This window comes from Bradyrhizobium sp. CB3481 (assembly GCF_029714305.1).
In the GTDB taxonomy this organism is placed as follows: domain Bacteria; phylum Pseudomonadota; class Alphaproteobacteria; order Rhizobiales; family Xanthobacteraceae; genus Bradyrhizobium.
Map to the genome: position 1 here is coordinate 4,773,128 of NZ_CP121647.1, position 18,466 is coordinate 4,791,593.

Annotated in this window: 17 protein-coding genes and 1 pseudogene; 6 read left to right on the plus strand and 12 right to left on the minus strand. The window is 64.2% G+C overall.

The features are described from left to right. Window positions 1-149 precede the first annotated feature (149 nt). The 3 genes from QA643_RS23360 to QA643_RS23370 form a co-directional block, all read right to left on the minus strand. Entirely contained in the window at window positions 150-530 is a 381-nt protein-coding gene (locus QA643_RS23360; RefSeq protein ID WP_283028239.1) for a rhodanese-like domain-containing protein, read from the minus strand. 63 nt (window positions 531-593) lie between these two features. After that, entirely contained in the window at window positions 594-1,202 is a 609-nt protein-coding gene (locus QA643_RS23365; RefSeq protein ID WP_283028240.1) for a 2-hydroxychromene-2-carboxylate isomerase, read from the minus strand. A 2-nt stretch (window positions 1,203-1,204) separates the two neighbouring features. Then, window positions 1,205-1,999, minus strand: a complete 795-nt coding sequence (locus tag QA643_RS23370) for a hypothetical protein (protein ID WP_283028241.1) — start codon at window positions 1,997-1,999, stop codon at window positions 1,205-1,207. Between the two features lie 143 nt (window positions 2,000-2,142). Here QA643_RS23370 and QA643_RS23375 point away from each other — a divergent pair, with 143 nt between their 5' ends. The 3 genes from QA643_RS23375 to QA643_RS23385 all read left to right on the plus strand — a co-directional run bounded on the left by QA643_RS23375 (window position 2,143) and on the right by QA643_RS23385 (window position 5,729). Beyond that, window positions 2,143-2,637 (plus strand): YaiI/YqxD family protein, encoded by a 495-nt coding sequence (locus tag QA643_RS23375; protein ID WP_283028242.1) that lies wholly within the window; start codon window positions 2,143-2,145, stop codon window positions 2,635-2,637. Window positions 2,638-2,640: 3 nt separating this feature from the next. After that, the gene (locus QA643_RS23380; RefSeq protein ID WP_283028243.1) at window positions 2,641-4,455 is read left to right on the plus strand and encodes an ATP-binding cassette domain-containing protein; all 1,815 of its coding nucleotides are present in this window, start codon (window positions 2,641-2,643) and stop codon (window positions 4,453-4,455) included. A 191-nt stretch (window positions 4,456-4,646) separates the two neighbouring features. Next, complete coding sequence (locus QA643_RS23385; protein ID WP_283028244.1) at window positions 4,647-5,729, plus strand: D-TA family PLP-dependent enzyme; 1,083 nt, start codon at window positions 4,647-4,649, stop codon at window positions 5,727-5,729. Between the two features lie 137 nt (window positions 5,730-5,866). On the opposite strand, the gene QA643_RS23390 is transcribed toward QA643_RS23385, so the two are convergent. From QA643_RS23390 to QA643_RS23425, 8 genes are all read right to left on the minus strand, one after another. Then, a complete protein-coding gene (locus tag QA643_RS23390; RefSeq protein ID WP_283028245.1) occupies window positions 5,867-7,102 on the minus strand; it encodes a TIGR03862 family flavoprotein in 1,236 nt (411 codons plus the stop codon). 130 nt (window positions 7,103-7,232) lie between these two features. Further along, a complete protein-coding gene (locus QA643_RS23395; RefSeq protein ID WP_283028246.1) occupies window positions 7,233-8,150 on the minus strand; it encodes an SDR family NAD(P)-dependent oxidoreductase in 918 nt (305 codons plus the stop codon). Between the two features lie 130 nt (window positions 8,151-8,280). Then, window positions 8,281-8,760, minus strand: a complete 480-nt coding sequence (locus QA643_RS23400) for a MaoC family dehydratase (protein ID WP_283028247.1) — start codon at window positions 8,758-8,760, stop codon at window positions 8,281-8,283. 4 nt (window positions 8,761-8,764) lie between these two features. Next, window positions 8,765-10,495, minus strand: a complete 1,731-nt coding sequence (locus tag QA643_RS23405; protein ID WP_283028248.1) for an AMP-binding protein — start codon at window positions 10,493-10,495, stop codon at window positions 8,765-8,767. Between the two features lie 10 nt (window positions 10,496-10,505). After that, window positions 10,506-11,393, minus strand: a complete 888-nt coding sequence (gene mmsB / locus QA643_RS23410) for a 3-hydroxyisobutyrate dehydrogenase (RefSeq protein WP_283028249.1) — start codon at window positions 11,391-11,393, stop codon at window positions 10,506-10,508. A gap of 33 nt (window positions 11,394-11,426) precedes the next feature. Beyond that, window positions 11,427-12,509, minus strand: a complete 1,083-nt coding sequence (locus tag QA643_RS23415; RefSeq protein ID WP_283028250.1) for an enoyl-CoA hydratase/isomerase family protein — start codon at window positions 12,507-12,509, stop codon at window positions 11,427-11,429. Further along, window positions 12,506-13,651, minus strand: a complete 1,146-nt coding sequence (locus tag QA643_RS23420) for an acyl-CoA dehydrogenase family protein (RefSeq protein ID WP_283028251.1) — start codon at window positions 13,649-13,651, stop codon at window positions 12,506-12,508. Before QA643_RS23420 ends, QA643_RS23415 begins: the two co-directional genes overlap by 4 nt. Before the next feature lie 129 nt (window positions 13,652-13,780). Then, complete coding sequence (locus tag QA643_RS23425) at window positions 13,781-15,277, minus strand: CoA-acylating methylmalonate-semialdehyde dehydrogenase (protein ID WP_283028252.1); 1,497 nt, start codon at window positions 15,275-15,277, stop codon at window positions 13,781-13,783. Window positions 15,278-15,366: 89 nt separating this feature from the next. On the opposite strand from QA643_RS23425, the gene QA643_RS23430 reads away from it, so the two are divergent. Next, a complete protein-coding gene (locus QA643_RS23430; RefSeq protein ID WP_283028253.1) occupies window positions 15,367-16,281 on the plus strand; it encodes a LysR family transcriptional regulator in 915 nt (304 codons plus the stop codon). A 154-nt stretch (window positions 16,282-16,435) separates the two neighbouring features. On the opposite strand, the gene QA643_RS23435 is transcribed toward QA643_RS23430, so the two are convergent. Beyond that, window positions 16,436-17,041, minus strand: a complete 606-nt coding sequence (locus tag QA643_RS23435; protein ID WP_283028254.1) for a TetR/AcrR family transcriptional regulator — start codon at window positions 17,039-17,041, stop codon at window positions 16,436-16,438. Between the two features lie 369 nt (window positions 17,042-17,410). Between QA643_RS23435 and QA643_RS23440 the strand changes: the two genes are divergently transcribed. Together QA643_RS23440 and QA643_RS23445 are read left to right on the plus strand one after the other, a co-directional pair. Beyond that, complete coding sequence (locus QA643_RS23440) at window positions 17,411-18,181, plus strand: enoyl-CoA hydratase (protein WP_283028255.1); 771 nt, start codon at window positions 17,411-17,413, stop codon at window positions 18,179-18,181. Between the two features lie 147 nt (window positions 18,182-18,328). Further along, window positions 18,329-18,427 (plus strand): annotated as a pseudogene (locus QA643_RS23445) (hypothetical protein); the annotation flags it as partial. Window positions 18,428-18,466: the final 39 nt, after the last annotated feature.

Below are 18,466 nucleotides of genomic sequence, written 5' to 3' on the forward strand. Positions count from 1 at the left end.
TGCGAGGAGCGAAGCGGACGAAGCAATATCCGCGAGCCGAAAGATGGATTGCTTCGCTACGCTCGCAATGACGCGGAGGTGCCGCGGCGTACTGGATACCCCGCTTTCGCGGGGTACGACGAGTTGGGTATGTGGCTGGTGAATGCGCCTCACACCTTCTCGACTGCGCCGCCGCTTTCGGCCCAGCCCTTGAAGCCGCCGAGATTACGCACGTCCTTGTAGCCGAGATCCTGCAGTGTCTTGCCGGCCAGCGCGGACCGGCCGCCGGACGCGCAATAGACGATCACGGTCTTCTCCCGATCGAATGCGTTGTCGTAGTAGGGGCTTTCGGGATCGGCGCGAAACTCCAGCATGCCGCGTGAGACATGCTTTGCTCCCTGAACCTTGCCGGTGCTTTGCAGCTCGGTGCCGTCGCGCACATCGACGACCAAAACCTTGCCACCCTCAATTAGTGCTTTTGCATCCTGTGGGCTGATGGTTGGGACCGAGCTGTTGGCTGCGGCAAGAAGGTCCTTCACTGAACCGGGCATAGTGTACTCCTGTTTCGTTTTCTCGTTAGATGCGGATCATAGCGCATTTTGTAGCGCAACACGTCAGGCCAGCATCTTCAGTGCGCGTTCCAGCAGGTCCAGCCGGTCCTGGCCCCAAAAAATCTCGCCCGATGGGAGTACATAACTCGGTGCGCCAAACACGCCGGCGTTGAGTGCGTCCTGCGTGTACTGCTCGTAAAGTGCATCGAACTCGGCATCCGGCGGGCCATTCGCGCGCAGAGCCGTCGCGTCCAGGCCGGCGCGCTGCGCGGCGGCCGCCATCACAATCGCATCAGCGAGCGATTCCTCGCGTTCCCAGATCGCGCGGCCGAACTCCAGCGACAGACGATGCGCGTCCTTGCCCTGCAGCTTGGCAGCGATCACAAGCCGCACTGCCGCAAGGTCATCGCTGGGGAAATATTTGGGCTCGACGTTGAGCGGAAGGCCCCTCACCTCGCGCCAGCGCCTGAGCTCCATCAACCGGTAGGCGCGCCGCTGCGGCGATCGTTTTGGCAGCGGCAGGCCGCCGGTCTGCTCGAAGATCGGGCCGAATTTGGCCGGCTTGACGTCGACATCAGCGCCGTATCGGCGCGCGATTTCGGCAAACGGCGCGCTGCCGATATAGGTCCAGGGCGAGTTGAGCGACAGATAATAGGTGATGGTGATGGCCATGGTTACGCCGCCGCCTGCTCGCGTGGCTGATAGATCGCAATGTGGTGGCAATGCGCCAGCGGCGTCTTGCCATTACCGACCACCAGCGCATCGAGCTCGACGAAACGGTGCCCCTTCTTGTCGTAATTGCCTGTTACCTTGGCGCGCGCGGTCAATTCATCGCCGATGCGGGCTGCCGACAGCAATTGCATCTGGGTGCCGACGTGAATCCAGGGTCCCAGAAGCGCATTGTCGACCAGCACCTTGTTCATCACCCGCGGCAACAGGCCGGGGTGGCCGAGCCCTTCCCTGGCGTAGATCTCTTCCGTTTCGCGGATATCCGAAAGATACTCCCTGGCCGCATCCACCGCCCAGGTGCGCGGGACAGCACCCAACCATTTTCCGAGGGCATAGGACGTCGCATCCACCGGCTTGCGCTCGGCCACCGCTGCAACTTCGACAAAGTCGGACAGGGAAAAGGATGGCGCGGCCGGTGGCAGCGATGCGGTGCCGGTCGCACAGAGCTCTCCCCGGCTCTCGACCTGGATCGTCAGTACACCGCTATTCTCTTCGCCCGTAACATCGGTCAATTCGCCGTCATACACCGGCTTGACGAAGCGCGCCTCGATCAGGCCACGTTCGAGGAACGCGCGGCCCCATTTTGCGACAGGCAGGTGCATCATGTAGGCCATCACGTCGACACCGGGCACCAGCCCGCCGACAAAGCCATAGCGCTTCGCGACGGTGTCATCGTGCATCTTGTTTTCGGAATGTTTTGACGTGTTATAGGCCGAGACCCGATAGGGCTGGATGGGCATGCCCGCTTCCTCTTATTCTTTGTTTTTTCAGACAGTTATCGTACGCAAAGAATATGCCGTGGCAAGCGTGTTCCGTGCCCTGTTTTCCTCGCATTCCGCCATCGAATGGGTTACCACGCGGGCAATAACCCTCTTGAACCGATATGCCTGACGTGAATCCCACCCGCATCTATGTCGATGCCGACGCCTGCCCGGTGAAGGATGAGATCTATCGCGTCGCCGGCAGGCACAGCCTGCCGGTCAGCGTGGTCGCGGGCAATTTCATCCGCGTTCCGCAGGATCCGCTGATCGAGCGCATCGCCGCCGGTTCCGGTATGGATGCCGCCGACGATTGGATCGCCGAACGCGCCGGCAAGGGCGACATCGTCATCACCTCGGACATCCCGCTCGCCAGCCGCTGCGTCAAGGCGGGCGCGGAGGTGATCGCGCCGAACGGCAAGCCGTTCTCGGAAGAATCAATCGGCATGACGCTGGCGGTGCGCAATCTGATGACCGACCTGCGCTCCTCGGGCGAAGTGACCGGCGGCCCGAGATCGTTCGCGCCGCGCGACCGCTCGGCGTTCCTGTCCACGCTCGACCAGACCATCCGCCGCATTCAGCGCCAGCGGGCCGAGCAGCCTGCGCCGAACCAGGGCTAGACGATGGCGCCGCCGCTGATCCAATTGAAGGACATTCGCCTGACCTTTGGCGGCACGCCGCTGCTGTCGGGCGTCGAGCTCTCGGTGTCCGCAGGCGAGCGCGTCTGCCTGATCGGGCGCAACGGTTCGGGCAAATCGACACTGCTCAAGATCGCGGCCGGACTTGTCGAGCCCGATGGCGGCAGCCGCTTCGTGCAGCCGGGCGCCACCATCCGCTATCTGCCGCAGGAGCCAGATTTCGGTGACCACAAGACGACGCTGGCCTATGTCGAGGCCGGCCTCGGGCCCGGCGACGATCACTACCAGGCGCGCTATCTGGTCGAGCAGCTCGGGCTCTCCGGCGACGAGGACCCCGCGCATATCTCCGGCGGCGAAGCCCGCCGCGCCGCGCTCGCCCGGGTGCTGGCACCCTCGCCCGACATCCTGCTGTTGGATGAGCCGACCAATCATCTCGACCTGCCGACCATCGAATGGCTGGAGGGCGAACTGGAGAGCCGGAAGTGCGCGCTAGTCCTGATCAGCCACGACCGGCGCTTCCTGTCCAACCTGTCGCGCGCGACGGCGTGGCTCGACCGCGGCCAGATCAGGCAGATCGACCGCGGATTTTCCGCGTTCGAAGCCTGGCGCGACGACGTGCTGGCGGAGGAAGAGCGCGAGCAGCACAAGCTCGACCGCAAGATCGTCAACGAGGAACACTGGGTGCGCTACGGCGTCTCCGGCCGCCGCAAGCGCAACGTCAAACGGCTCGGCAATCTGCATGCGCTGCGCGACCAGCGCCGCAATTATCGCGGCGCGACCGGCAGCGCCAATCTTGCGGCGGCGGAAGCCGATAAATCCGGCCGCCTGGTCATCGAAGCCAAGAACATCGCCAAGGCCTATGGCGACCGCCCAATCGTGGACAACTTTTCGATCCGCATCCAGCGCGGCGACCGCGTCGGCATTGTCGGCCCGAACGGCGCCGGCAAGACCACGCTGGTGCATTTGTTGATCGGCACCGATCCGCCTGACAACGGCACGATCCGGCTCGGCGCCAATATCGAGATGGCAACGCTCGACCAGCACCGCGAAAGCCTCGATCCGAAATCGACACTCGCCGAAGCCCTGACCGGCGGGCGCGGCGACCATGTCAATGTCGGCGGCAAGCCGAAACACGTGATCGGCTACATGAAGGATTTTCTGTTTGCGCAGGAGCAGCGCGGTACGCCGCTGGAAGCGCTCTCCGGCGGCGAGCGCGGCCGGCTGATGCTGGCGCGCGCGCTGGCAAAACCGTCGAACCTATTGGTGCTGGACGAGCCGACCAACGACCTCGACCTCGAGACACTCGACGTGCTCGAGGAAATGCTCGGTGAGTACGAGGGCACGGTGATCCTGATCAGCCATGACCGCGACTTCCTCGACCGCGTCGTGACATCGGTGATCGTGCCCGAGGGTCAGGGACGCTGGATCGAATATGCCGGCGGCTATAGCGACATGCTGGCGCAGCGCGGCGGGGATCTGACGCGGGAAGCGGTGAAGGCCGCACCTGCCGCCGAGGAGAAGAAAGAAGCGAAGCCAGCGACGCCGTCGGCCGCGCCAAAGCGCCGGCTCAGCTTCAACGAAAAGCACGCGCTGGAAACGCTGCCGAAGACGATGGCAAAACTGCAGGCCGAGATCGCAAAGCAGCAGAAGCTGCTTGACGATCCCGATCTCTACGCCAAGGATCGCAAGAAGTTCGACGCAGCCTCGGCCGCGATTGCAAAGGCACAGGAAGAGCTCGCGGCCGCGGAAGACCGCTGGCTGGAGCTCGAGGTTTTGCGGGAAGAGATTGAGCAAGCCTAGGCCGATGGTTTATCGTCGTCATTGCCTGCGACAAACGCGAAGCGTTTGTGCAAGGGAGCGAAAGCGACGAAGCAATCCATCTATCCGTTATGCCGCACGATGGATTGCTTCGCGGAGCCTGTCATCGGGCGGTGCTTTGCACCGACCCGTTGGCTCGCAATGACGAAAACTGCTGGATTGGAGTTGACCCCATGACAACGCCCCTCGCCGCAAAAATCGCCAGGGAATACGGCACGCCCTGCGCCGTCATCGACATGGATCGCGTCGAACGCAATATCGCGCGGGTCCAGGTCGCCTGCGACAAGGCCGGTGTCGCCAACCGGCCGCATATCAAGACGCACAAGAGCCCGATGCTGGCGCAGATGCAGATCGCCGGCGGTGCCAAAGGCATCACCTGCCAGAAGATCGGCGAGGCCGAGGTGATGGCGGACGCCGGGATCGACGACATTCTGATCAGCTACAATCTGCTCGGCGAGGAGAAGATGGCGCGCCTCGCCGCGCTGCAGGCCAAGGCGAATATGACCGTTGCTGCCGACAATTCGGTCGTCGTCGCCGACCTGCCGAAAGCTGCCGCGGCATCTGGGCGCACGCTCAACGTCGTGGTGGAATGCGACACCGGCCGCAAGCGCGCCGGCGTCGAGACGCCGGATGAGGCCATCGCGCTCGCCCGCGAGATCGCTGCTTCCAAGGGATTGAAGTTCGCCGGCTTCATGCTCTACCCGACCGAGACCGGCTGGGCGGAGGCGCAAAAATTCTACGACGAAGCGCTGGCGGGCGTCCGCACGCACGGGCTCGATGCGGCGATGGTTTCAACCGGTGGCTCGCCAAATCTGATCAACCTCGGCAAGCTCAAGGGCGCGACCGAGCATCGGCCCGGCACTTACATCTACAACGACCGCATGCAGGTCGCGGCCGGCGTCGCCAGTTGGGACGACTGCGCGCTGAACATCTATTCGACGGTGGTCAGCCGCGCCGGTCCGGACCGCGGCATTCTGGATGCCGGCTCGAAGACGCTGACCTCAGACCCCGGCGGCGGACTCGATGGCTACGGGCTGATCCTGGAGCACCCGGAAGCGAAGATCGCACGCTTCGCCGAGGAGCACGGCTTCCTCGATCTCGCCCGCAGCAATACGCGGCCCAATGTCGGCGACGTCGTGCGAATCGTGCCTAACCATGTCTGCGTCGTCGTCAACATGATGGACGAGGTGGTGATGGTGCGCGGCGAGGAGATCGTGGGCGTGCTGCCGGTGGCCGCACGAGGGAAGTTGCGGTAGGTGTCCTCCCGCGCCATCCTTCGTCATTGCGATCGCAGCGAAGCAATCCACCTCTCCACTTGCGGCGCGATGGATTTCTTCGCGGCGCCTGTCATCGGGCGCGCATCCGCGCGACCCGTTGGCTCGCAATGACGAGGTTAGATTTTGCGCTCCAGCCACTTCAGTGCACCGCGCCCCGCAGCAGCCCCGGTCGCAAACGATGCCTGCAGCAAATAGCCGCCGGTCGGAGCTTCCCAGTCGAGCATTTCGCCTGCGGCAAACATGCCGGGCAGCCGACGGAGCATGAAGGCGTCATCGAGTTCGTCAAACGAAATGCCGCCCGCCGATGAAATCGCGCGGGCGATCGGCGCGACGCCGGTGAGTTGCACAGGCACCGCCTGGATCAACCGCGCGAGATCGGTTGGAGAAAGCGCGGCCAACGAACTACCGGATGTTTTGGCACTCTCCTGCAACAGCCCGATCGCGACGGGCGAGAGATTTGCCGCCTTGCGAAGGAAGTTCGAGAAGGATTGCTTGCCCTTCGCGGCCGATAATTTCACCGTCAGTTCGCCGGTCTCCGCGTCGGGGCGCAAGGCGATGTTAAGCGTGGCGCGTCCATCGCGCAGGATGGTTTCGCGCAATTCGGCCGAAAGCGCATAGACAGCGCCCCCTTCGATGCCGGCCCGGGTGATGATCGCTTCACCGCGCACCGTTGCTTGGCCTGATGTCAGCGCCACGCCCTTGAGCGGCTGCCCCTCAAAGCGGTCGCGGAAGATGTCCGACCAGGCGACGGTGAAGCCGGAATTGGCCGGCCGCAGCGGAGATACCTTCACACCCTTGGCAGCGAGAATCTCCGCCCACGCGCCATCGGAACCTAGCCGCGGCCAACTTGCACCGCCGAGCGCCAGCACAGTCGCTCTGATATCGACAATGTGCGCTCCGTCAGGCGTTTCGAAGCGCAAGCGGCCCTGCTCGTCCCAACCGGTCCAGCGGTGACGCAGTGCCAGTCTTGCCCCCAGCGAATCCAGCCGCCGCAACCATGCCCGCAGCAACGGCGACGCCTTGAAGGCTTTTGGAAATACGCGCCCGCTGGAGCCGACAAAGGTCTCCTGCCCCAGCGTCTCGCTCCAGTCGCGCAAGGCCTGCGGCGGAAAGGCTTCGATGGCGGCTCTCAGATGCGGCAGCGCCTCGCGGTAGCGCGCGAGGAATTGCGGCAGCGGCTCGCTGTGCGTGAGGTTGAGGCCGCCGCGCCCGGCCATCAGGAATTTGCGCCCCGCGGACGGCATCGCGTCATAGACCGTGACGGCGGCGCCGCCCTGCGCCAGCACCTCGGCCGCCATCAGGCCGGCGGGACCGGCGCCGATGATGGCGACGTTTTTAGAGTGCGATGACATCGTGGGAGTGCATGCCGGATCGACGGTGCGTAGGGTGGGTAAAGCGAAGCGTGCCCACCATTCAGTCGTCATCGGGACAGATGGTGGGCACGTCGCTTCGCTCCTTTGCCCACCCTACGGGTCCGTCGCGTTAAAGCTTGATCCCCGCCCGCGCTGCGGCTTGGGCGACATATTTCTGCGTCTGCTCGAACGCGCCCTGCAGCGCCCTAGCCTTGGACACGTCGTCGATCTCGGCAAAATGCGCGGCGATCGCATCGGGCGTCCAGTCGGCCTGCGCCAGGTTGACGCCTTCGGTCTCGATGATCTTGATCACCGCAAAGGAGCCGGCGCCGGCGCCCATGATGGTGCGGGTCGGTGCGTCCTCACTCAGCAGAAACTCCACCGCCGGTGTGATCGCCTCGGGCTTCATCAGGGCCAGCGCCTGCGGCGGCAGCAGTTCTTCCGTCATGCGGGTCGCTGCCGTCGGCGAGATCGTGTTGACGCGGATGTTGTTCTTGCGGCCTTCCTCGGCCAAGACGTTCATCAGGCCGACCATGCCGGCTTTTGCCGCGCCGTAATTGGCCTGGCCGAAATTGCCGAATAGGCCCGATGACGAGGTGGTCAGCACGATGCGGCCATAGTTGCGCTCGCGCATGCCATCCCAGACCGCCTTGCAGCAGTAGAAGGTGCCGACGAGGTGGACATCGAGCACCTTGGCAAAGTCGGCCACGTCCATTTTTCCAAACGACTTGTCGCGCAAAATACCGGCATTGGCGCAGAGCAGATCCACGCTGCCCCACTCCTTGGTCGCCCGTTCGACCATCGCCGTGACCTGTCCGAACTTCGAGACATCGGCGCCATCGGCCATCGCGGTTCCGCCGGCCTTGCGGATCTCTTCGACCACCGCTTCAGCCGGCGACAGCGATCCGCCGGTGCCGTCGCGTGCGCCGCCGAAATCATTGACCACCACCTTGGCGCCGCGGCTCGCCAGCCCCAGCGCATGCGCCCGTCCCAGACCATTGCCCGCGCCGGTGACGATAGCGACGCGTCCGTCAAACCTGATTGCCATGAGTGGAATTTCCTGGAAGTTGGTTTCTCGTCGTGCCCGGCCTTGTGCCGGGCATCCACGCCTCGATGGTTGTTGCATAGCAAGACGTGGATGGCCGGGACAAGCCCGGCCATGACGCGGAGGAACCACGTCACTCGAAATAGATCAGCCCGATCCAGTCGGCGACCAGGGCAGGCTTGTCCTCGCCCTCGATCTCGACGGTGACATTGGTGCGCGACTGCAGCTCCTTCGGCTTGCGCAGCTTGGCTTCGGCCAGCGTAAACCTCCCGCGCACCCGCGAGCCGGCGCGCACGGGCGAAAGGAAGCGCAGCTTGTCGAAACCGTAATTGACGCCCATCGAGGTGCCCTCGATGACTGGCATCACCTCGTAGGACATGATGCTCAGCAGCGACATCGTCAGAAAACCATGCGCAATGGTGTTGCCAAACGCAGTTTCCTTTTTCGCCCTTTCGGGGTCGACATGGATGAACTGATGGTCCTCGATCACGTCGGCATAGACGTTGATCCGCCTCTGGTCGATCAGGTGCCACGAGGACACGCCGATCTCCTTGCCGACCATGGCCTGATAGGCCGATAGCGAGACCGGCGGCTTCTTCCAGACTTCATTCATTTATTCAGCTCTCCTGCCCGGCGGTCCGCACCTTCTGCAGCTCCGGGAATTCTTCCTCGCGGAACTCGGCTCCGCGTAGCGCATCGCTGCGGTTATTCTCCTGTTCGAGCCGGCGCAACTGCACGCGGCGGATTTTTCCGGAGATCGTCTTCGGCAATTCCGTCACCAGCTCGATCTTCCGGATGCGCTTGAACGGCGCAAGGCGCGTGTGCAGGTGCTTGAAGATCGACAGCGCCGTCTCCGGCGAACGCTCTACGCCCGATGTCAGCAGCACATAGGCTTTCGGGATCGCCAGCCTGATCGGATCGGGACTCGGCACGACGGCGGCTTCGGCCACCTGCTCATGCTCCAGCAGCACGCTTTCCAGCTCGAACGGGCTGATGCGGTAGTCGGAGGATTTGAAGACGTCGTCGGAGCGGCCGACGAAGGTGAGATACCCCTCGTCGTCCGCAAACACGACGTCGCCCGAACGGTAGAGATCGCCATCGGCGCCGGCCAATTTGCCATCCTCGCCCTGATAGCCCTGCATCAGGCCCGCGGGACGCTCAGTGCCGAGCACCAAGGTCACCTCGCCCTCCTTGGCGAGGTTGCCGTCGATATCGGTGATCTGCACGCGGTAGCCCGGCAGCGGGCGGCCCATCGAGCCGATCTTGACCTTCTGGCCCGGCGAATTGCCGGCCAGTGCCGCCGTCTCGGTCTGGCCGTAGCCGTCGCGGATCGTCAGCCCCCACGCCGCCTTCACCTGATCGATCACTTCCGGATTGAGCGGCTCGCCGGCGCCGCAGACCTCGCGCAGGCTGACCTTGAAGTCGGCGAGCTTCTCCTGAATGAACAGCCGCCACACCGTCGGCGGTGCGCACAGCGTGGTAACGCCGCAGCGGCCGACGGTCGCCAGCAACGCCTTGGCGTCGAAGCGCGGCTGGTTGACCACGAAGATCGTGGCGCCCGCGTTCCACGGCGCGAAGAAGCAGCTCCAGGCATGCTTGGCCCAGCCTGGCGACGAGATGTTCAGATGCACATCCCCCGGCTGCAGGCCGAGCCAGAACATCGTCGAGAGGTGGCCGACCGGATAGCTGCGCTGGCTGTGCCGCACCAGCTTCGGTTTTGCTGTGGTGCCCGAGGTGAAATAGAGCAGCATCGGGTCGTCGGCGTTAGTCGGCCCGTCAGGCGCAAACGCTTCGGAAGCGTTCGCGGCCTGCTCGAACGACAGCCAGCCGTCGTGATTTGTCGTTGCGCCGACCACGATGCGCACGAGCTTGTCGCCGCCGAGGCCGGTGAACTTCGCGACCTGATCCTGCGTGGCGACCACCGCCCGCGCCCTGCCGCGATCGAGCCGGTCGCGCAATTCGTCCGACGTCAGCAGCGTGGTGGCGGGGATCACGACGACGCCGAGCTTCATCGCCGCCAGCATGGTCTCCCACAGCGGCACGACGTTGCCGAGCAGCAGTAGCAGATGATCGCCGCGCTTCAGCCCCTGCGCGCGCAGAAAGTTGGCGACCTGATTGGAGCGGCGCGACAGCGCGGCAAAGGAGAGCGTTGTCTCCTTGTCGCCGGGATCGACGATCCACAGCGCGGTGCGATCGCGGCTGTCAGGATTTTGCGCCAGTTCCGCATCGAACCAGTCCAGCGCCCAGTTGAAGGGAACAGGGTCGGGCCAGCGAAAACCCTTCACGGCCGCATCGTAATCGGTGCGGTGCTTGAGCAGAAAGGCGCGCGCTTCCTGAAACGTCGTCATCCGGTCTCCGTTATTTCGCAGCAAGGCTCCTAACGTGCTGGATAATACCGGAAAAATCCACCCCGCCATGGCCGGCGGCGTCGAACGCCTTGTAGATTTCCTGCGCGTGCTTGCCGAGCGGCGTCACGGCGCCGGCGGCGTTGGCGGCGTCCTGCGCCAGCGTCAGGTCTTTCACCATCAGATTGGAGGCAAAGCCCGGCTTGTACCCGTTATTAGCCGGTGACGCCGGCACAGGGCCCGGCACCGGGCAATAGGAGGTCAGCGCCCAGCACTGGCCCGAGGAGGTCGAGGCGACGTCGAACAACGCCTGATGCGACAGGCCGAGCTTTTCGGCGAGCGCAAAGGCCTCGCCGACGCCGATCATGGAAATGCCGAGGATCATGTTGTTGCAGATCTTGGCCGCCTGCCCGGCCCCGGCGCCGCCGCAATGCACGATCTTCTTGCCCATGTTCTCCAGCGCGGGTTTTGCTGCTGCAAAGGCCTTTTCCTCGCCGCCGCACATGAAGGTCAGCGTCGCGCCCTTGGCGCCGCCGGTGCCGCCGGACACCGGCGCGTCGACCGAGAGCGCGCCATGCTTGGCCGCCAGCGCATGCGCCTGCTTGGCGCTTTCGACATCGATGGTCGAGCAGTCGATGATAAGCGTACCCTTGGTCATGGCAGGAACGACCTCGTTCCAGACCGTCAGCACATGCTTGCCGGCCGGCAGCATGGTGATCACGACGTCGGCGCCCTTCACTGCTGCCACTGAACTCTCGGCGATCGTGGCGCCGTCGGCCTTAGCCTGATCGCGCGACGCCGCCACCAGATCGAACGCAATGACCTTATGGCCCGCCTTGACCAGATTGGCCGCCATCGGCCCGCCCATATTGCCGAGGCCAATGAATGCGATATTTGCCATCTCGAATCCTCCGCTAGGTCTTTTTTGTTCTAATCAGGGAAACTTGAGCTCGTCCGCGCCGATCTCGGCGAAGTAAGGCGCGACCATTTCCGGCGTCACATCCTCAATTCGCGGCGGCGACCATTTTGGATTGCGGTCCTTGTCGATCACGGCCGCGCGCACGCCCTCGCGGAAATCGTCGCTGGCAAAGACTTCCAGCGCCGCGCGATATTCGCGCACGAGGCATTCCTCCAGAGATCTGGACGTTCGCGCCAGCCGAAGCAGCTTCAGCGTCACCACCATTCCGCGCGGCGATTTTTCGTTGAGCGTCTTCAGCGTCAAGGCCGCCAGTTCCGAGCCATCGCGCTGCAAAGCCGCGACAATGTCTTCCATCCGGTCATGTGCGAACCAGCGATCGATTTTCGACTGTATTGCCGCAACGGGGCCCGCGCTTTCGTCGGTCGCAAAGGTTTCGATCAGAGTTCTGATTTCGCCGGACGTTATACCCGGTGCGGCCCGGGTGAGAATTTCGCGCAGGGCGGCCAGTTCTCCGGACGGCACCACCAGGTCGGCAAAGCCGGCATGGATTGCGTCCGGGCCGTTCATGGTCTGACCTGTCAGTCCGAAGTATGTGCCAATCTCTCCCGGCGAATGCGAGAGCAGCCACGTGCCGCCGACATCGGGAAAGAAACCGAGACCTACCTCCGGCATCGCCAGCTTTGTCTTTTCCGTCACGACGCGATGTCTGGAGTGCGCCGATAGCCCGACGCCGCCACCCATCACGATGCCGTCCATGAAGGCGACGTAAGGTTTTGCGAATTTCTTGATGCGGGCGTTGAGGATGTATTCCTCGCGCCACAGGACCTTGCCGAGATCACCCTTGACCTTGGAGCTTTCCCAGAGGGCGCGGATGTCACCGCCGGCGCACAGGCCGCGCTCGCCGGCGCCCTCCAGCAGGATCACGGCGACGGCGGGATCGGACTCGAACGCATCGAGCGCCCTGTCAACGTCGCGAAACATCTCCAGCGTGACCGCGTTGATCGCCTTCGGCCGGTTCAGCCGGATTACCCCGCAGCCGCCTTCGCGCCGCGCGATCAGGTCACCCTCGATCAACGGGGCTGGGTCGATCGCCGTCATCGCGCGCCCTCGATCAACTTGCGCGACACGATCAGCCGCATGATCTCGTTGGTCCCTTCCAGGATCTGGTGCACGCGCAAATCGCGCACGATCTTCTCGATGCCGTATTCGCTGAGATAGCCGTAGCCGCCGTGCAATTGCAGCGCCTGGTTGGCGACCTCGAAACCGACATCGGTGCCGAAGCGCTTGGCCATCGCGCACAGCATGGTGGCATCCGGATCCTTGCGGTCGAGCGCAGCGGCGGCGCGCCACAGAAAGGTCCGCGCCGCCTCCAGCTCGGTCGCCATGTCGGCGAGGCGGAACTGCAGCGCCTGGAATTCGTCGAGGCGCTTGCCGAACGCTTTTCGCTCTTTCATGTAGGCCAGCGACTTGTCGAGCGCGCTTTGCGCGCCGCCGAGCGAACAGGCGGCGATATTGAGTCGGCCGCCGTCGAGGCCGGCCATCGCGATCTTGAAGCCGATGCCCTCCTCGCCGAGCCGGTTCTCGACCGGCACGCGGGCATTCTCGAAGATCACCGCGCGGGTCGGCTGCGCGTTCCAGCCCATCTTGCGCTCGTTGGCGCCGAACGACACGCCCGGCGTCTTGCCGTCGATGACGATCGTCGAGACCCCGCCGGGACCATCGCCGCCGGTCCGCACCATCGCGACCAGGAGATCGGTGCCGCCGGCCCCCGAGATGAACTGCTTCTGGCCGTTCAGGATGTAATGATCGCCTTCGCGCACCGCACGGGCGCGCAGCGCCGCGGCGTCCGAGCCGGCGCCCGGCTCGGTGAGGCAGTAGCTTGCGATCAACTCCATCGTACAGAGTTTCGGCAGCCACTTCTGCCGCTGGGTGTCATTGCCATAGGCATCGATCATCCAGGACGCCATGTTGTGGATCGAGATGAACGCCGACACGGTCGGGCATCCCGTCGCCAGCGCCTCGAAGATCAGCGCGGCGTCGAATCGGGTCATCGCCGAGCCGCCGACGTCATCCTTGATGTAGATGCCGCCCATGCCTAGCGTCGCAGCCTCGCGCATCACGTCGACGGGAAAATGCTTTTCCTCGTCCCAGCGCAGGGCATGCGGCGCGATCTTCTCGGCGGCGAATTCGCGCGCCATGTCGCGAACCGCGATCTGATCCTCGTTGAGAGCGAACTGCATTCTGCCGCTTACCGTTAAAGCTCACATCATCGTCATTGCGAGCGCAGCGAAGCAATCCGCGTCTCCGCACGGGGACAGGTGGATTGCTTCGTCGCTACGCTCCTCGCAATGACGACTGTGGCAAGGCCATCACTTCATCAACGGGATCGAGAACTCCGCACCTTCCTTGACGCCGGACGGCCAGCGCGAGGTCACCGTCTTGGTCTTGGTGTAGAAGCGGACCGAGTCCGGGCCGTGCTGGTTGAGATCGCCGAAACCGGACTTCTTCCAGCCGCCGAAGGTGTAGTAGGCGATCGGCACCGGGATCGGCACGTTGATGCCGACCATGCCGACGTTGACCTTGGCGGCGAAGTCGCGGGCGGCATCGCCGTCGCGGGTAAAGATCGCGACGCCATTGCCGTAATCGTGCTCGGACGGCAGCGCCAGCGCTTCCTTGTAGTCATGGGCTCGCACCACCGAGAGCACGGGGCCAAAAATCTCTTCCTTGTAGATCCGCATGTCCTTGGTGACGTTATCGAACAGCGAACCGCCGAGGTAGAAGCCCTTTTCATAGCCCTGCATCTTGAAGCCGCGGCCGTCGACGGCGAGCGTCGCGCCTTCCTTGATACCGATATCGATATAGCTCTTGACCTTCTCGACCGCCTCGCGCGTCACCAGCGGACCGTAATCGGCGGACGGATCGATCGAGGTGCCGATCTTGAGCGACTCCACGCGCGGGATCAGCTTTTCCATCAGGCGGTCGGCGGTGGCCTTGCCGACGGGGACCGCGACCGATACCGCCATGCAGCGCTCGCCGGCCGAGCCGTAGCCGGCGCCGATCAGCGCGTCGACGGCCTGGTCCATATCCGCGTCTGGCATCACGATGGCGTGGTTCTTGGCGCCACCAAAGCACTGGCAGCGCTTGCCGGTCTGCGCCGCACGCTCATAGATGTACTGCGCGATCGGGGTGGAGCCGACGAAGCCGATCGCCTTGATGTCGGGATCGTCGAGGATGGCATCGACGGCTTCCTTGTCGCCGTTGACGACGTTAAGGATGCCGGGCGGCAGCCCCGCTTCCATCATCAGTTCGGCGAGCAGCATCGGCACGCCCGGGTCGCGCTCGCTGGGCTTCAGGATAAAGGCGTTGCCGCAGGCGATCGCAGGCGCGAACTTCCACATCGGGATCATCGCCGGGAAATTGAACGGCGTGATGCCGGCGACGACGCCGAGCGGCTGCCGCAGCGAATAGATGTCGATGCCGGGGCCGGCGCCTTCGGTGTATTCGCCCTTCATCAAGTGCGGAATACCGCAGGCGAATTCCGCGACTTCAAGGCCGCGCTGGATATCGCCTTTGGCGTCGGGAACGGTCTTGCCGTGCTCGCGGGCCAGCAGTTCGGCGAGCTTGTCATAGTCGCGCTGCACCAGTTCGACGAACTTCATCATCACGCGCGCGCGGCGCTGCGGATTGGTGTTGGCCCATTCGGGCTGGGCGAGAGCGGCGTTCTCGACGGCGGCGCGGACTTCCGCTTTCGAGGCCAGCGCCACCTTGGCCTGGACGTCGCCGGTCATCGGCTCGAAAACGTCGGCCGTCCGCCCGGACGTGCCCTTGACCTCTTTGCCACCGATGAAGTGTCCGATAGAGCGCATGAATGATCTCCCTGAAGCCTGTTGAGGCTCTTTTTGACCCGCATTTCTTGGGATACAAGTCCAATATATTGCACCTTAGATGTGCGGAAATGCTGGATCAAGGCTCCGGGACGATCGACTGGGATGACTTCCGCTTTGTGCTGGCGATCGTGCGCGGCGGCTCGGTTTCGGCTGCCGCCAAGCAGCTATCAGTCGACCATGCCACCGTGATCCGCCGCGTCGACCGGCTGGAGCGGCACCTCTCGGCAAAGCTCTTCGACCGCCGCAAGACCGGCTATCTCCTGACCGAGGCCGGTCAGCGCGTCGCCGACAGCGCGGAAGCGATGGAATCCACCATCGTCGCCAACCAGGAGGCGGTCGGCGGCTCACGCGCCCAGCTCACCGGCACGGTCCGGATCGGCGCGCCCGACGGTTTCGGCAGCCACTTCCTGGCCTCGCGGTTGGTGAAGTTCACCGAGCGGTATCCCGATCTCGATCTGCAACTCGTCGCGACCGCCCGCCTGTTCAGCCTGTCGAAGCGCGAGGCCGACATTGCGATCAGCCTGACCATGCCGAAGGAAGGCCGCATCGTCGGTCGCAAGCTGCTCGACTACAGCCTCGGGCTCTACGCCGCACCGGCCTATCTGGACCGCGCGCCCAAGATCACAAGCCGGGGCGACCTGCCGGAGCATCGCTTCGTCGGCTATATCGAGGAATTGCTGTTCACGCCGGAACTGGATTACCTGCCGCAGGTCTCGCCAAAGATCTCGGCGAAATTCCGCAGCGCCAATCTGATCGCGCAGCTCAACGCCACCATCGCCGGCTTCGGCATCGCGGTGCTGCCGCACTTCATGGCGACATCGCACCCGGAATTGCGCGCCGTACTGCCGGACGAGGTCAGGATCTCCCGCTCGTTCTGGATGCTGATGCATGCCGACAGCAAGGACCTAGCACGCATTCGCGCGGTGGCCGATTACATCCACGAGACGGTGGAGCGCGAGCGCGCGCTGTTCGGCGGGCGGTGAAGACTCGGTGCAATCTGTTGTCGTCCCGGCGAAGGCCGGGACCCATACTCACCGATGTGAACTGTAATAGAAGCTGTCTCCCCTTGTGCCCCTTCCCGCGGCCGCGGCGTATGGGTCCCGGCGTTCGCCGGGACGACGTGGGGAGAGGCGCGGCCTAATTCACTTTCCGAGCCTTCTTGGCTGGCACCGCGCGCGACAGCGCCGCCTCGCGGCCGGCAGCGAGAATCTCATCTGACAATTCGCCACTGCCCGCGACACGGGACATCACCAGGGTGCCCATCATCGTTGCCAGCGTGCCCATCGCCTGCCGGCGCGCCGTCTTGCGCGGCACGTCCGGGATCTGGTCGGCCATGACGTCGATCAATTGGTCGAGCTTGGCGGAAAACGCCTTGCGCGTCTTGGCGCTCTCGCGGGCGATCTCGGCACCGAGCGTCGGAACCGCGCAGCCGCGGCCGGGATCGTCGCGATGCACGGTCGAAACGTAGGAATCGATGATGGTCGACAGCCGTTTCTCCGGCGGCGTTTCAGCAGCAATCTTGCGCCAGCCTTCGACCGAGCGGTCCATGGCATAGGCAAAGGCCTCGATCACCAGCGCTTCGCGCGAATCGAAATGCGCATAGAAGCCGCCATGGGTTAGGCCCGCCTCCTTCATCAGGTCGGCGACGCCGATGCCATGCGCACCCTTCTCGCGCAGCCGCACCGAGGCCTTCCGGACGATCCGGGCGTGGGTTTCCTGCTTATGCTCTTTCGAATAACGCATGCGGCGTCCTATTACATGTCCCTGGTCATATAATAGCAGTTGTGGCCGGGAAAAGCTGCATCTATTTCGCTTTTCCGGCCGCGGCGATCGCGACGGTGGCAGTTGCGTGCACCGCAAGATCGGCGGGGGCGGTATCCCGTAGTGCCGCTGCGGTCGCGCCGCGTAGCCGTGCAACGGTATTCTCCGGACTCCGGATCGAGTTCCATCAGTCTGCCAACGGACGCCATTCTGAGGCCGATCAGCGTCCTCCTTGCATGAGGTTCATAATTCCGTGCCGGGCGGCCGGCCCAGCGACGCTCGTCCGGTCCTTGACAACCTGGCGCAATGTCCGGAACTGACGCCAACCACCAAACAAGTCCGGGACACAAGATGGAAATGCTCAATCCCCATTGCGGTATCGACCGCGACGGCCGAGGCGTCGCCCGGCTCTCGATCTGCAACGCAGGTTCGCTCAACATCCTCTCCTCGGCCGTCACCAATAGCGTGCGCGAGGGATTCGAAAAGCTCGCCGCCGACAAGAGCATCCGCGCGGTGATTCTCGCCGGCCAGAGCGAAAAGAGCATGATCGGCGGGGCCGACATCAAGGAGATGGCAAAACTCGACCAGAAGTCCGCCGAAGCCTTCATCACGCGCTTGCGCGACCTCTGCGAGGCTGTGCGCCGCTTTCCGGCGCCCGTGATCGCGCGGCTACCCGGCTGGTGCCTCGGCGGTGGCCTCGAAGTCGCCGCCGCCTGTGATTTCCGCATTTGCGCCCACGACGCCAAATTCGGCATGCCGGAAGTGCGCGTCGGCATCCCCTCGGTAATCCACGCGGCGTTGCTGCCACGGCTGATCGGCTGGGGCCGCGCCCGCTGGCTGGTGATGACGGCGGAGAATATCGACGCGCCGACCGCGCTCGCCTGGGGCCTCGTCGACGTCGTCGCCAAGAAAGGCGGGCTCGACGACGCGGTCGAGCATACGGTGCAGGCGCTGCTCGAATGCGGCCCGGAAGCGCTGCGCATACAGAAGGACCTGCTCCGCCAATGGGAGGAACTGCCGCTGACGGAGTCGGTCAATCTGAGCGTCGGCGTGTTCGGAAAATCCTTCCTGACCGGCGAGCCGCAGCTGATGATGCAGGGATTTCTCGACCGCAAGAAATAGATGGGGGGCGGCATGAGGCCTGCCGGCAAGGGACCGCTGGAATCGCTCTATTTCGACTATCCCCGCTTTGCGGCGCGGCGCGTGCCCGAGCTCGACGGCGTCGCGACGCGGCATCCCGTTCTGATCGTCGGCGCCGGCCCGATCGGCATGACGGCGGCGCTGGTGCTGGCGCGTTACGGCATCAGAAGCGTCCTGATCGACCGCAAGGACACTTTTAATGACGGCAGCCGCGCCATCTGTATCGCGCGGCCGAGCATGCACATCCTGGAGCGGATCGGCGCGGTT

What these genes read in the sequence shown, in the direction of transcription:
- QA643_RS23360 (WP_283028239.1), bottom strand. Translation starts at nt 530, where the DNA reads ATGCCCGGTTCAGTGAAGGACCTTCTTGCCGCAGCCAACAGCTCGGTC.
- QA643_RS23365 (WP_283028240.1), bottom strand. Translation starts at nt 1,202, where the DNA reads ATGGCCATCACCATCACCTATTATCTGTCGCTCAACTCGCCCTGGACC.
- QA643_RS23370 (WP_283028241.1), bottom strand. Translation starts at nt 1,999, where the DNA reads ATGCCCATCCAGCCCTATCGGGTCTCGGCCTATAACACGTCAAAACAT.
- QA643_RS23375 (WP_283028242.1), top strand. Translation starts at nt 2,143, where the DNA reads ATGCCTGACGTGAATCCCACCCGCATCTATGTCGATGCCGACGCCTGC.
- QA643_RS23380 (WP_283028243.1), top strand. Translation starts at nt 2,641, where the DNA reads ATGGCGCCGCCGCTGATCCAATTGAAGGACATTCGCCTGACCTTTGGC.
- QA643_RS23385 (WP_283028244.1), top strand. Translation starts at nt 4,647, where the DNA reads ATGACAACGCCCCTCGCCGCAAAAATCGCCAGGGAATACGGCACGCCC.
- QA643_RS23390 (WP_283028245.1), bottom strand. Translation starts at nt 7,102, where the DNA reads ATGTCATCGCACTCTAAAAACGTCGCCATCATCGGCGCCGGTCCCGCC.
- QA643_RS23395 (WP_283028246.1), bottom strand. Translation starts at nt 8,150, where the DNA reads ATGGCAATCAGGTTTGACGGACGCGTCGCTATCGTCACCGGCGCGGGC.
- QA643_RS23400 (WP_283028247.1), bottom strand. Translation starts at nt 8,760, where the DNA reads ATGAATGAAGTCTGGAAGAAGCCGCCGGTCTCGCTATCGGCCTATCAG.
- QA643_RS23405 (WP_283028248.1), bottom strand. Translation starts at nt 10,495, where the DNA reads ATGACGACGTTTCAGGAAGCGCGCGCCTTTCTGCTCAAGCACCGCACC.
- mmsB (WP_283028249.1), bottom strand. Translation starts at nt 11,393, where the DNA reads ATGGCAAATATCGCATTCATTGGCCTCGGCAATATGGGCGGGCCGATG.
- QA643_RS23415 (WP_283028250.1), bottom strand. Translation starts at nt 12,509, where the DNA reads ATGACGGCGATCGACCCAGCCCCGTTGATCGAGGGTGACCTGATCGCG.
- QA643_RS23420 (WP_283028251.1), bottom strand. Translation starts at nt 13,651, where the DNA reads ATGCAGTTCGCTCTCAACGAGGATCAGATCGCGGTTCGCGACATGGCG.
- QA643_RS23425 (WP_283028252.1), bottom strand. Translation starts at nt 15,277, where the DNA reads ATGCGCTCTATCGGACACTTCATCGGTGGCAAAGAGGTCAAGGGCACG.
- QA643_RS23430 (WP_283028253.1), top strand. Translation starts at nt 15,367, where the DNA reads ATGCTGGATCAAGGCTCCGGGACGATCGACTGGGATGACTTCCGCTTT.
- QA643_RS23435 (WP_283028254.1), bottom strand. Translation starts at nt 17,041, where the DNA reads ATGCGTTATTCGAAAGAGCATAAGCAGGAAACCCACGCCCGGATCGTC.
- QA643_RS23440 (WP_283028255.1), top strand. Translation starts at nt 17,411, where the DNA reads ATGGAAATGCTCAATCCCCATTGCGGTATCGACCGCGACGGCCGAGGC.